General features: G+C 34.2%; 13 protein-coding genes and 1 tRNA gene. 10 read left to right on the forward strand and 4 right to left on the reverse strand.

Annotation, left to right across the window (positions count from 1 at the left end; genetic code table 11):
* Window positions 1–52: 52 nt before the first annotated feature.
* The 4 genes from REB14_RS05805 to REB14_RS05820 all read left to right on the forward strand — a co-directional run bounded on the left by REB14_RS05805 (window position 53) and on the right by REB14_RS05820 (window position 4,588).
* Window positions 53–1,471 (forward strand): amino acid permease, encoded by a 1,419-nt coding sequence (locus REB14_RS05805; RefSeq protein WP_079243166.1) that lies wholly within the window; start codon window positions 53–55, stop codon window positions 1,469–1,471.
* A 341-nt stretch (window positions 1,472–1,812) separates the two neighbouring features.
* Window positions 1,813–2,919, forward strand: a complete 1,107-nt coding sequence (locus REB14_RS05810; protein ID WP_309521739.1) for an agmatine deiminase family protein — start codon at window positions 1,813–1,815, stop codon at window positions 2,917–2,919.
* Between the two features lie 238 nt (window positions 2,920–3,157).
* Window positions 3,158–3,790 carry an HdeD family acid-resistance protein gene (locus REB14_RS05815; RefSeq protein ID WP_079243164.1) on the forward strand — a complete coding sequence of 211 codons (633 nt, stop codon included), beginning with the start codon at window positions 3,158–3,160 and terminating at the stop codon, window positions 3,788–3,790.
* Between the two features lie 378 nt (window positions 3,791–4,168).
* Window positions 4,169–4,588 carry a DUF4279 domain-containing protein gene (locus REB14_RS05820; RefSeq protein WP_309521740.1) on the forward strand — a complete coding sequence of 140 codons (420 nt, stop codon included), beginning with the start codon at window positions 4,169–4,171 and terminating at the stop codon, window positions 4,586–4,588.
* A 246-nt stretch (window positions 4,589–4,834) separates the two neighbouring features.
* Here the strand turns inward: REB14_RS05820 and REB14_RS05825 are convergent, their stop codons facing one another.
* On the reverse strand, window positions 4,835–6,370 hold the full coding sequence (locus tag REB14_RS05825; RefSeq protein WP_079243162.1) for a T9SS type A sorting domain-containing protein: 1,536 nt from the start codon (window positions 6,368–6,370) through the stop codon (window positions 4,835–4,837).
* A 90-nt stretch (window positions 6,371–6,460) separates the two neighbouring features.
* A tRNA-Gln gene (locus REB14_RS05830) sits at window positions 6,461–6,531 on the reverse strand.
* 98 nt (window positions 6,532–6,629) lie between these two features.
* Here REB14_RS05830 and REB14_RS05835 point away from each other — a divergent pair.
* The 5 genes from REB14_RS05835 (at window position 6,630) to REB14_RS05855 (ending at window position 10,868) form a co-directional block, all read left to right on the forward strand.
* Window positions 6,630–7,652, forward strand: a complete 1,023-nt coding sequence (locus REB14_RS05835; RefSeq protein ID WP_309521741.1) for an AMP-binding protein — start codon at window positions 6,630–6,632, stop codon at window positions 7,650–7,652.
* 39 nt (window positions 7,653–7,691) lie between these two features.
* Window positions 7,692–8,084, forward strand: a complete 393-nt coding sequence (gene arfB, locus REB14_RS05840; protein ID WP_309521742.1) for an alternative ribosome rescue aminoacyl-tRNA hydrolase ArfB — start codon at window positions 7,692–7,694, stop codon at window positions 8,082–8,084.
* A 49-nt stretch (window positions 8,085–8,133) separates the two neighbouring features.
* A complete protein-coding gene (locus REB14_RS05845) occupies window positions 8,134–8,775 on the forward strand; it encodes an outer membrane beta-barrel protein (protein ID WP_145953305.1) in 642 nt (213 codons plus the stop codon).
* A 295-nt stretch (window positions 8,776–9,070) separates the two neighbouring features.
* Window positions 9,071–9,451, forward strand: a complete 381-nt coding sequence (locus tag REB14_RS05850) for a GreA/GreB family elongation factor (protein WP_079243158.1) — start codon at window positions 9,071–9,073, stop codon at window positions 9,449–9,451.
* A 442-nt stretch (window positions 9,452–9,893) separates the two neighbouring features.
* Entirely contained in the window at window positions 9,894–10,868 is a 975-nt protein-coding gene (locus tag REB14_RS05855) for a deoxyhypusine synthase family protein (protein ID WP_047097747.1), read from the forward strand.
* Between the two features lie 329 nt (window positions 10,869–11,197).
* Here the strand turns inward: REB14_RS05855 and REB14_RS05860 are convergent, their stop codons facing one another.
* Window positions 11,198–11,344 carry a hypothetical protein gene (locus REB14_RS05860; RefSeq protein WP_309521743.1) on the reverse strand — a complete coding sequence of 49 codons (147 nt, stop codon included), beginning with the start codon at window positions 11,342–11,344 and terminating at the stop codon, window positions 11,198–11,200.
* Between the two features lie 74 nt (window positions 11,345–11,418).
* Here REB14_RS05860 and REB14_RS05865 point away from each other — a divergent pair, with 74 nt between their 5' ends.
* Complete coding sequence (locus REB14_RS05865; RefSeq protein WP_079243984.1) at window positions 11,419–11,715, forward strand: MGMT family protein; 297 nt, start codon at window positions 11,419–11,421, stop codon at window positions 11,713–11,715.
* A gap of 89 nt (window positions 11,716–11,804) precedes the next feature.
* Here REB14_RS05865 and REB14_RS05870 read toward each other — a convergent pair whose 3' ends face one another.
* Window positions 11,805–12,197, reverse strand: a complete 393-nt coding sequence (locus REB14_RS05870) for a helix-turn-helix transcriptional regulator (RefSeq protein ID WP_079243156.1) — start codon at window positions 12,195–12,197, stop codon at window positions 11,805–11,807.
* Window positions 12,198–12,459: the final 262 nt, after the last annotated feature.

Here is a 12,459-nt window from a genome sequence, read left to right on the forward strand (position 1 = left end):
GTGAATTTCTCTGAAAAGTTTTTATATATTTAGCGACCGAATAATTCATTCAATGAGCAACGAAAATAAAACAGGACAAAACGAGACTTTAGTTAGAGGATTAACAAACCGACATATACAATTAATTGCCCTTGGAGGTGCCATAGGAACAGGGTTATTTCTGGGAATCGGACCTGCTGCGGTACTGGCAGGCCCCTCTGTAATCTTAGGCTATGCTTTGGCAGGAATTATCGCCTTTTTTATTATGCGTCAGCTGGGTGAAATGGTAGTTCAGGAACCTGTTTCGGGAAGTTTTAGCTACTTTGCCTACAAATATTGGGGAAATTTCCCTGGATTTGCCTCCGGATGGAACTACTGGATTCTTTATATTCTGGTAAGTATGGCGGAGCTTACCGCTATCGGACATTATATTCATTTTTGGTGGCCGGAAATACCACTCTGGGTTTCCAGTTTATTCTTCTTTATAGTCATTAATGCACTTAACCTTGCTTCTGTAAAGGTTTACGGAGAAACAGAATTCTGGTTTTCCATTATCAAGGTAGTCGCTATTATTGCCATGATTATTTTTGGAGTATACCTTTTAATAAGTGGTACAGGAGGAGAAAAAGCAACAATCACGAATTTATGGAATGACGGTGGATTTTTCCCGAAAGGATTATTTAATAAAACAGAAAACGGATATTCAGGATTATTTGCGGCAATGGCGATGATCATGTTCTCATTTGGGGGACTTGAACTTATCGGAATTACAGCTGCAGAAGCAAAAAATCCGGAAAAAACCATTCCACAGGCAACCAACCAGGTGATCTATAGAATCCTTATTTTCTATGTAGGAGCTTTGGTGATCTTATTTTCATTAAGTCCCTGGAGAGATATTACAGAAGGATCCAGTCCGTTTGTAATGGTATTTCAAAATCTGAATGGCCTTGAATTCAGTCTTTTTGGTAAAGTAATTCAGTTCAATACATTGATCGCAAATGTTCTTAACCTGATTGTTTTAACAGCTGCTTTGTCTGTATACAACAGTAGTGTTTACAGTAACAGCAGAATGCTTTTCGGATTAGCTCAACAGGGAAATGCTCCGAAATTCCTGAAAAAACTGAACAAAAACTCCGTTCCTACCAATGCAATTATTATTTCTTCTTGCTTTGCCGGGATCTGTATTATCATCAATAAATTAGTGCCGGAAAAAGCTTTTGAATACCTAATGGCTTTGGTTGTATCCACACTGATCATTAACTGGCTGATGATTTGCTACACCCATTTGAAGTTTAAAAAATCAATCAATGCAGAAGGTGTTCAATCCAAATTCCCGTCTATATTTTACCCGATATCCAACTATATCTGTATTGCATTCTTAATCCTGATCTTAGGATTGATGAGCATTACAGGAATGGAAATTCAGGTGATCCTAATTCCAATATGGATTGGCTTTTTGTTCGTAATGTATAAATTGTACAAACCAAAATAAGAATATAACAACTCATTCTGAGGGGTTTCGGAGAGGTGGAAATCATACGGTTTTCACCTCTTTTGTTTTTATTTTCAGTAAATTAGAATAGGAAATAGGATCCCCGTATTTATTTCGCTGTATGAAAAGAATGTCAATTTAGGACAAGATCTGTTTTTTTGAGAGATGTAATTTTGCACCTGTAAATCAACACAATGATGAAGTTGTAGTGTAAAACTAAAAAAAACAAATAGAATGAAAAATATATTTCTCCTCATCTTATTACTCTTTTTTCCTGGTCACGGATTTCTACACAGCCATTACTAATTTGGAGGTATTAATTGAAAAGAAATTTTAATGATATGAAAAAATTATTCACACTCACTTTAGTATTGAGCTTTATATTCAATATGGCACAGACAGACTATTATTTTCCCGAAGAATCTTCAAAACATGAAGGAACATGGCTACAATGGCCGCATCATTATCAACACGGAATGACTTACCGTAAAAGGGTAGAGCAGACATGGGTAGACATGACAAAGGCCCTTCAGTCCGGCGAGAAAGTTCACATAATTGCCTATAATAATGAAGAGAAAAACAGAATTACCCGTCTTTTGGAAGAGAACAAAGTTCCAATGAAAAATGTTGATTTCAAAGTGTATCCTACCGATGATGTATGGATCAGAGATAACGGACCTATTTTCGTAAAAGATAAGAAAGGAAATGTTCTCATTGAAGATTGGGGATTCAATGGCTGGGGTGAAAAATTTGATTTTGGAAACTGTGATGAAATTCCACAAAAGATTGGATCAGATCTAGGTATAAAAGTGATCAATCTGAATGATGAAATGGTGAATGAAGGAGGATCTGTGGAAACTGATGGAAACGGAGTTTTAATGGCTTGTAAAAGTTCAGTTATCAGTCAGAAAAAAGGTGCTACCAGAAATAAAGATATCACGCAGGAAGAAGCCGAAGAAATGTTTGAAACTTACTACGGAGTTTCAAAAGTGATCTGGCTGGATGGAGTAACAGGGTTAGATGTTACCGATATGCACATTGATGGTTTTACGAAATTTATCAACCATAATACCATGATTACCATGAAAGACAACGATCTTCTTGAGCTTGGACTTTCTGAGAAAGATGTCAATACGCTTTATACAGCAACGAATGTCAATGGAAAAGAATATAAGAAGGTCTACGTGCCGGCTACCAAAAACAAAGTGAAAACAGCCTACGGAAAACAACTTGACGAAAGCGGGTCTTATGTAAACTATTACGTAGCTAATACAGTGGTATTGGTTCCCAACTATGGAGATCCTAATGATACCATTGCCAATAAAATTATTCAGGATCAGTATCCAAATAGAAAAGTAATAGGAATAGATGTAAGAAATCTGTATGAAAACGGAGGAATGGTTCACTGTGTAACCCAACAGCAACCTGCCGGAAGTTCATCAAAATAAATTCAAATAACAAAGTAATTTTTTTGTACATCAGTCAGGTGGAATCAATTGAATAAATTAATTCCACCTGATTTTTTTATCATAACAAATCACAGAATCTGAAGGGTTTTTCGGTTATTTTTCGTATATTAGTAAGAGGTTATATTTCAAATTCAGGTGAATATTATAATCTGTTTGAAATACCTGCGGAGAAGCCGAAAACCGTTACAAAAAGTAGGCAGGACCAAAAAAGACATCTATGGCCAATTTATTTCAAACCCTTACCAATACAGTGAAACATTGGTATATTCCATTAATCTTCGGAATTCTTTTCCTTATCTGTGGTTTTTATGTATTCAGCGTACCTCTGGCAACGTATGTTACACTTTCTATTTTTTTCAGTGTTTCATTCCTGTTTTCAGGAATTACAGAGATATTTTTTTCCTTACAAAACAGTAAATCTCTGCAGGGTTGGGGCTGGTTTCTTGTAAGCGGATTACTAACAACCGCCATAGGAGTTTATCTTATCGCGAATCCTCAGATTTCAATGACAGTGCTTCCATTTGTGATCGGATTTACTTTGCTGTTCCGTTCTTTTCAATTATTAGGTTTTGCATTTGACTTGAAAAGTATGAGGATAATGAGTTGGGGAAATGTAGCCCTTGCCAGTGTCGGAGGAATTATCTTTTCTCTACTGCTCATATTTAATCCGGTGTTTACGGGGTTTTCATTGGTTACCCTTACCGGTGTTGCTTTTATCTTCATGGGAATTGCTTCAATTATGTTGGCCTTAGATTTAAGAAAAGTTAAAAAGATTCCTGGAAAAATAAGCAAGGAACTAAGAGACAGAATCCAATCTATTCAGGAGGAAATTGATGATCTTAAAAAATAAATAATACTATTATTTCTCAATATAAAAGGCCTTGTAAAGGGTCTTTTTTTTGTATACTAAGCAAAAATCTTCAATGATTATTGATATTGGAACTTGTTATGAAAGATACTGTTATGTAGTCTGATGCTCGTGTTAAATATCAATAATATATTTAATAATGTTAAATTTGTGTCTGAAAACTCAAATTTTGAATAGAAAACTGATTTCACAAGTCTCATCATAATATAAAAGATAACTATGTCTTACCAATGCAGAAATTTTTAATATCTAAAAGGCTATTGCAATAGGGTATATCTTTAAGAGTTCTTCCTGCTAATATCACAACTCTCAAAACTACTACACACAACCAATGTTTGATATAAAACAAACTTAATAATTATGATAAAAAATGATTTGAATCTACGCTTTAATATTTGGGATTATGAAGATATAAATGATTCAGAAATAACAGAATCTTTAAGCTTGGTACCCTATAAGGTTTATATTAAAGGAAAGCAAATAAATCCAAAATCTCCAAGAATATCAAAGAGAAATGGGTGGGTATATAGTGCATCATACGGGAATAGAGATGATTTTAAGGAGCAAATGGATAAAATTTTAGATGTTCTTGAACCTAAAATTCCTGTTCTAAGAGAATATGCAAAAAAATATTATTGTGAATTTTCTTGTGCACTGTTTCTAAATAATAGAGAAGAAAGTGCTCCTTATGTACAGCTTGATAAAAGATATAATGCTTTTGTAAGAGAAGTAGATGTAGAGTTTGATTTCAATATCTATTGTCCTTCTTTAGAAGAATAGAAAAAACTCCTGTCAAAAGATAGACGTTTTTATTATTGAAAATAACATGAAGTAAAAAATAGAATACCATAGCTTTTTAAAGAAAATAAAAATAGAGTAATATTCGGGATCAACTTTTAAAGTTCGTGCTTGAAAGATTATGTGAGTGATTACTATAATTATAATTTCGAATTGTAATTATTAAAATAGAAGTCTGAAAAATAGAAATAAAAGCAAAAACCATCCTTTTTAGGATGGTTTTTGCTTTTATTTCTTTATTAATTTTAAAGATTGTCTGCCTCTTTTTTTAGTTTCAAACCAGATCATATAATTCCCTTTTTCTAACCTTTGAACATTTATTGATTCATTGAATCTTGATGAACCATTTTGAACTATTTTCCCGGACATATCAAAAATACTGTACTCAAAACTTTCATTACCCTGTTTTTTATTTTGTATGGTAATATGATCCCCGGCCGGATTAGGATAAAGGGTAAAAGTATTATAATCTTTCACAGAAATATTATCAATTCCTAGAAAACCGCTGTTAAATTTCGTCAAAAAAGATTTATCGCCATGTGTTACACTGCCTCCGGAATAGCAAAGCACAAGTGAACCATCATTCAGATTAAACAATTTATGAATATAATCGGCCCTTAGCGAAGTAGTAGGAGGCGCAGCCATAAAATATTGAAAGCCCGCACTTGAAGTGGTATAATCTACAGTTCCATTAGCATTCAGTCTTGTTACAAATAATTGTGCAACAAGATTCGGGGTGCCATTATACATATTTGTTATACCTCCTGTTACTATTATTTTTGAATTGGGTAATACGGTAATTTGTCCCAATGCTAATTGCTTAGCAGTGAGAAATGAATAGTCTGGAGTTTTTCCATTATTAGCGAATCCCGAAACAAAAGATCCATTTAAAATTTGGATTTTAGTTAAGAAGAATGTACCTCGAGATGGTGAATTTTTCTGATGTAACAGTAAAATGGAATTATTTGTATAATCATATTCAAAATCTCGGACTGAAGAAGCCTCAGTATTGGGAATAAAAATAGCTCCATTGTTGCCAAATGTAGAATCATAGGTTCCATCAGCTAATCTTCGTTCTATATAAGAATCCTGAGTGTTAGTTAATGGATTGGTTTTAGTCCCTGCCATAACCAATTTTCCGTCGTTCTGGATATAAAATTTATTTGGATAAAACGTATTAAGCGATAACTTTCCATTGGTGCCGAAATTATTATCAATTACACCATTCTGGTTTACTTTTACCATATAAGAACCCATGTTGGAAATAAGAAGGTAACTGTTTCCATTCTGATCTACCGTAAAATCATTCACTGTACCATTTTGACCCACAGATTGAGTGGTAAAACCATTGTTGCCAAAGCTGGTGTCCAGAGATCCATCCAGATTAATTCTGGTTAAAAACCAATCATATAAGCTGTGAGTTGGCGTGGCGTTTACTCTTCCATAGATCAATATTTTATTATTATTTAAAATCATCCTTTTGATAGATTCACTTTTATCCAGTGAATTGCTGCCCATATCATAATCCTTTTCTCCGAAAGTGCTGTCAAGAATTCCGCTTTGGTTTACTTTTCTGATGGTGATAGAGCCCGTTGATGTTGCAGTAATGAATTGACCATCCGGAAGCAATACAGCATCAGACATTAAATCAAAATTGTCAAACATACAATAACCGCCATTTCCGAAGGTGGGATCCAGGCTAAAGCTTTGGGCATTCAGAAAAATACTGATGATTGAAAAGAATAAGAAATAGTGTTTCTTCATAGTTATAGTTTTAAATTGTTTATTCTGAATTCACTCAGAAATAAACGATAGTTATAAAAACAAAAACCACCCTTAAAAAAGAGTGGTTTGTAGACTCACAGGGATTCGAACCCCAGATGACTGAACCAAAATCAGTAGTGTTACCGCTACACCATGAGTCTGTTTGTTTTAGTGGTGCAAATTTACAGCTTTTTTCTTTATATACAAGAACTTTTTGATTTTTTTTTTAAATTTACTGTAGAATTTATTTACGGAAAATATGCTGATAGACTTCAATAATCTCAATATTAATCAATTATCATTCGATACCGAATTTGAAAAGAAAGTGAAAATTTTTCTGGAGGAATGGTTTTCAGAAAAAACAGGAGTAGATGTCCAGACTTCAGGTTCTACCGGAGTACCAAAAATTTTTGAAATTGAGAAAAAGAAAATGGTCAACTCTGCAGTCATGACCTGTAATTTTTTAGGATTAAAAGAAGGCGATACCGCATTACTCTGCCTGCCTGTAGAATATATCTCTGGGAAAATGATGATTGTACGTTCTATAGAAAGGAAATTAAAATTAAAAATTGCTGATCCTTCTTTAAAACCTGTTGAAGATCTGGATAAAGAAATAGACTTTTGTGCGATGACACCGCTTCAGGTAGAAAACTCACTGGAAAAACTCCATCTGATTAAAAACCTGATCATTGGAGGTGCCGCTGTTTCAGAAAGCCTGAAAAATAAAATTCTGCAGATGAATCTTAGTGCTTCAAACCGTATTTTTGAAACCTATGGAATGTCTGAAACCCTTTCTCATATTGGTTTAAAGCAATTGATGCCTGAGCAGGAAGATTATTTCACCGTTTTTGAAAATGTGTCCATTTCTTTGGATGAGAGAGGTTGTCTGAAGATCTTTGCTCCGAATGTAAATGCTGAAGAATTGCAAACTAATGATTTAGTTAATATTAAGGATGAAAAACAGTTTAAATTTCTCGGAAGAATTGACAATGTGATTAATTCCGGAGGCGCAAAAATTTTCCCGGAAACACTTGAAGCATTAGTGAAAAAAGAAATCCCGAACGAAGCTGTATTTGTGGGTTTGCCGGATGAAACTTTGGGACAGAAACTGGTACTCATTATTGAAGGAAATAAATCTGATGAGGTAATAAAGAAAATTACGGAAACGCCCTTTGAAAAGAGTTACCACAAGCCAAAAGACATTATTTTTATGGATGAAATTCCAAGAACACCTAATGGAAAAGTAAGCAGAATGGAACTCTATAAAAATTTAAATCTCTAGTCTTGGCTCTTGATTCTAATATCTCAAAATCTTTAAAAAATGAAAAACTTTTCAAAAGAACTCAGCTTCAAAACTTCCCGCAGCAGTGGTGCTGGCGGACAAAATGTGAATAAAGTGGAGACTGCCGTTACCGTACTTTGGAAAGTAGAAACTTCAGAATTTTTTAATGAAGATGAAAAAGTATTGATTCAGCATAAACTGAAAAACAGAATCAATGCAGATGGCTTTTTATTCCTCACGGTTTCCGAGAGCAGAACCCAGCTGATGAATAAGAATAAAGCCATTGAAAAAATAATTGAAATTGTAAACAAAGCACTTATTGTCCCCAAAAAGAGAACCGCAACTAAACCTTCAAAAGGGCAGAAACAAAAAAGACTGGATAATAAGAAAAAGCTTTCAGACAAAAAAGAAAACAGACGTTTCAGGTTTTAATTTGTTTGTCCGGTAGAAAACTTTATTTTTGCCGGAAACTTTTAAAACCATGATAAAAAAATTAATCTTAGTTGGAGTATTCTCAATCTCTACCATGTCTTTCGCTCAGAAATTTTCTATCAGACCTTCCGTAGGGTATGCATGGAGAACAGCAAAAACAATTTCCGGACTTAGTAAGGAAGAAAAAGACTATGTAAAAGATCTTAAAAACGGAGTGAACTTTGATATCGCAGCCCATTATGAAGTAAATAACGGGTTTGGGCTTGGTTTAAAATATTCTCATTACAGTGCATCCAGTGACGGGTTTTTGCTTGGCTATGTAAATGGAATGCCAGTATCTGTTCCTGTGACTACAAAGGATAATATTACTTTTTTTGGAGTTTCCGGGCTTATTTCAAATGATAATTCGCCTACCAGACATAAAGTATTTGCAGATATTGCATTGGGAGTACTATCTTATACTACCAAAACAGGAGATGTAAAAGGTACAGGAAGTACTTTCGGAGCAGAAATTGATTTTGGTTACCGATATCAGGTCAGTAAAAACTTTCTTATAGGGCCAAAAGTTGGTTTAAGTGGAGGTACCCTGAATAAAATGAAGTTTAATGGAGTAACCTATAAATTTGATGATGATCAAAAAGAAGGTTTACATAGAGTTTCTTTAAGTGCAGCCGCTACATTCCGTTTTTAAGGTGTATCTTTGTTTGAATTAATAATAATTGATAATGACAGCAACAATCTTTTTATCTGCAGAACACCGCCGGTCAGGATTGCTGCTGTCTTTACTTTATCTTCATACAGATTCTTTTCTGAAAAGTTCTAAGGACTTCATTATTTAAGCCCTGTCAGGATCCAAGACAGGGAATCATTCCGAATTTTATATATTGCTTTTTGCAGTTTTCTAGGGAAGAAGGCTGTCATACGTCTGTATTCTACATTGGATCGTCAGAGAATAACTGCATTTTAATTCAAAAAAAATGAAGAACATGTCCAATCATATTATTGTAACTACCGGAATTTATGATGCTATAAAAGATACACTCAGAAGAAAAAAAGTGAGTATCGGAGAAGAAAAGAGATTAGCTGAAGAACTTAGAAAGGCAAAGCAAGTGCTGAGAAGAGATCTTCCTAACGATATTGTAACGGTTGAAAGAAAAGTAACCTTAAAAGACCATACATTAGATTTTGAGCACGAATATATTTTTGTGGCGTCTAGTAAAGAAAAGCTTAAAAAAAATAAACATTCCATCCTGTCGGATATTGCGCTTGCAGTAGTAGGGTATAAAGTAGGAGATATCATCAACTGGCCTTTCAAAGACGGAGAAAGAAAAATCGAAATCCTGAAAGTGGAAAGCTGGGAAGGATAAATCTTTGTGAATATTATTAAGTTCAATGATAATGAAAGCGTGGCTCAATTTGGGCTGCGCTTTTTTATAAGAGCTAATGTTGGAAAATGCAAAGGCGCTATTTTTTTTATATACTATGTGCTTTAAGACGCAAAGATTTTTTTTTGATAAAATTTCATATTGTATATGTTATATCACACTGATTTACAGATAGTACAAAAAATGTGTGATTGGTGTGATTTGTGAAAAAAATAATCTAAGATAAAATGTCCCTTGCTAAAAATCTTGGATTTTTTTTGCACCTTAAATATTCACAAAGTTTTAAAACCCTTTGCGCCCTTGCGTTTTCCAACTTATACCTTCCCAATTTAACAAATGATAAAAAATACTTCTCTATCACACTTTCTTCAAGTGCTTTGATTACATTCCGTTTTTAAGTTTTATCTTTGCAAAAATTTAAAAAATGAGCAAACCGATAACTGAATTCATAGAAAAGTATTACCTGCACTTCAACGCAGCTGCATTGGTGGATGCTTCTAAAGGATATGTTGCACATCTTAAAGATGGCGGAAAAATGATGATTACTTTGGCTGGAGCAATGTCTACTGCTGAATTAGGGAAGATTCTTGCTGAAATGATCCGTCAGGGAAAAGTAGATTTTATCTCTTGTACAGGTGCTAACCTTGAAGAAGATTTAATGAACCTTGTAGCACACTCTCACTATGAAAGAGTTCCTCATTATAGAGATTTAACAGCTCAGGATGAGTGGGATCTTTTGGAAAGAGGTCTGAACAGAGTTACAGATACTTGTATCCCTGAAGAAGAAGCTTTCAGAAGATTACAAAAACATATCGTAGAGATCTGGAAAGATGCAGAAGCTAAAGGAGAAAGATATTTCCCTCACGAATTCATGTACAAAATGATCCTTTCAGGAGTATTGGAGCAGTATTATGAAATTCCTAGAGAAAACTCATGGATGATTGCTGCTGCAGAAGCCAACTTACCAATCGTAGTTCCGGGATGGGAAGATTCTACAATGGGTAACATCTTCGCTTCTTACTGTATCAAAGGTGAGCTTAAAGCTACTACAATGAAATCAGGAATCGAATATATGACTTACCTTGCTGACTGGTATACTAAAAACTCAGGAGGAAAAGGAGTTGGTTTCTTCCAGATTGGTGGAGGTATTGCAGGAGATTTCCCTATCTGTGTAGTACCAATGTTATATCAGGATATGGAAATGCATGACATTCCTTTCTGGTCTTATTTCTGCCAGATTTCTGACTCTACAACATCTTATGGTTCATATTCAGGAGCTGTTCCAAATGAAAAAATCACTTGGGGTAAACTTGATATCACTACACCGAAATTTATCGTTGAAAGTGATGCAACAATCTGTGCACCATTGATGTTCTCTTATATCTTAGAAAACGCTTAAGAATAAACATCTCATCAGAGATTACAATATCAGCGCTTCAATTTATTTGGAGCGCTTTTTTTATTACCATAAGTAAGTGTAATTTTGTTGGAAAACGCAAAGGCGCAAAGAGTTCCTAAGTATGTGGATATTTTTAAGGCGCAAAAAAAATCAAAGATTTTCAGCAAGGATTCTATATAGATTTAACAATCCAAAATTTTATCGAAGATAAAATCCTTGCATCTTAAAGCCCATAGTATATAAAAAAAATAGCGTCTTTGCGTTTCCCAAAATTCAACACCAAAATCTGTGTCATCTGCGGGAAAAACATTCACACAAATCCAGAAAAATCAATCCAAAGAATTCACCAGCACAAAATAACGATACACCAGAATTCCCTTTTCGATCTTAGTCAGATGATTAGGATCTTTCTTGCTCAGCTTCGGAAGAACTTTTTTATTAACGGCATTCAGCAGCCTGAAAAATGATTTTTTCATATCTTTATCTTTTAATGAAACATCATTGAATTTGATAGAGTTCAAAAATGATGCAAAAAAGAGAATACTCAGATATGGAAGAAATTTTCAAACAACAGGTTTACGAAGTGGCAAGACTTATTCCGAAGGGAAGAGTGTCTACTTATGGAGCCATAGCAAAGGCTGTTGGCTATCCAAATCATTCCAGACATGTAGGAAAAGCAATGGGTGGATGTCCAAAGGATGTCCCCGCTCACCGTGTGATTTCAAGTTCAGGAGTTTTGTCTGTTCCTGAATTTCAGCCTAAGCTGGAAGCTGAAGGAATCATTGTGGAAAACCTTAGAATAAAAAATTTCAAAAAACTGTTTTGGGATCCGTTGGAGGAATTGTAATTTGAGTGAAGTTTAATCTCATTATAAAAAATGTCACTCCATACATTAATATGAAATGACATCAATATTTTCTACAGTTTCAAACCGTATTATTTTCTTCCTCTTGGGATAACTTTCAGTTCTTCTTTCAGTCTTTCGTTTTCCTCTTTTAACAGAGCAATATAGTTCTGTAGATTTTCAATGATAGCTCCCGGAATATTATCATAATTATTCTGGTTAGTAATTACCCCTGCAGAAGAAGATCTGTCATTAAATACGGGATGATCATTATTGATAACTATTGCAGGTTCATCCTCTTCATAAATGTCCTCAAACGGTACATCCAGAAAACGGGCAAGTTTGTCCCACTCATCTTTTACAATTCTTACATCACCGCTTTCTTTTCTGCTGTAATTAGATACATCTGTTGCGATAAAGTCTGCTACTTGCTGTTGAGTGTAGCCTTTTTGCTTTCTGATGACGCGTAATTTTTCTTTTTGCATGACCTACATTTTATACAAAAATGGCAAAAAAGCAGAATCTATACAATAGAAAACAGAAAAAATGTAGAGCAAGGCAATGAAAGCGAATAGAAAAAGCGGAAAAGCTGTATAATATAAATCTTATTTGGATTAATTGTGTACGATTTTTATATTGTTTGGAATTGTTGGAAAAACGTGAAGGTGCAAGGATTTCTATCTTTATACTGTTGTAAGACGCAAGAAAATCAAAGATTTTCAGCAAGAATAATGGATCATTACTTAG

The organism is Chryseobacterium metallicongregator (assembly GCF_031324065.1).
Lineage (GTDB): Bacteria > Bacteroidota > Bacteroidia > Flavobacteriales > Weeksellaceae > Chryseobacterium > Chryseobacterium metallicongregator.

Coding starts and splice junctions, on each gene's coding strand:
- REB14_RS05805 (WP_079243166.1), top strand. CDS start 53: ATGAGCAACGAAAATAAAACAGGACAAAACGAGACTTTAGTTAGAGGA.
- REB14_RS05810 (WP_309521739.1), top strand. CDS start 1,813: ATGAAAAAATTATTCACACTCACTTTAGTATTGAGCTTTATATTCAAT.
- REB14_RS05815 (WP_079243164.1), top strand. CDS start 3,158: ATGGCCAATTTATTTCAAACCCTTACCAATACAGTGAAACATTGGTAT.
- REB14_RS05820 (WP_309521740.1), top strand. CDS start 4,169: ATGATAAAAAATGATTTGAATCTACGCTTTAATATTTGGGATTATGAA.
- REB14_RS05825 (WP_079243162.1), bottom strand. CDS start 6,370: ATGAAGAAACACTATTTCTTATTCTTTTCAATCATCAGTATTTTTCTG.
- REB14_RS05835 (WP_309521741.1), top strand. CDS start 6,630: ATGCTGATAGACTTCAATAATCTCAATATTAATCAATTATCATTCGAT.
- arfB (WP_309521742.1), top strand. CDS start 7,692: ATGAAAAACTTTTCAAAAGAACTCAGCTTCAAAACTTCCCGCAGCAGT.
- REB14_RS05845 (WP_145953305.1), top strand. CDS start 8,134: ATGATAAAAAAATTAATCTTAGTTGGAGTATTCTCAATCTCTACCATG.
- REB14_RS05850 (WP_079243158.1), top strand. CDS start 9,071: ATGTCCAATCATATTATTGTAACTACCGGAATTTATGATGCTATAAAA.
- REB14_RS05855 (WP_047097747.1), top strand. CDS start 9,894: ATGAGCAAACCGATAACTGAATTCATAGAAAAGTATTACCTGCACTTC.
- REB14_RS05860 (WP_309521743.1), bottom strand. CDS start 11,344: ATGAAAAAATCATTTTTCAGGCTGCTGAATGCCGTTAATAAAAAAGTT.
- REB14_RS05865 (WP_079243984.1), top strand. CDS start 11,419: ATGGAAGAAATTTTCAAACAACAGGTTTACGAAGTGGCAAGACTTATT.
- REB14_RS05870 (WP_079243156.1), bottom strand. CDS start 12,197: ATGCAAAAAGAAAAATTACGCGTCATCAGAAAGCAAAAAGGCTACACT.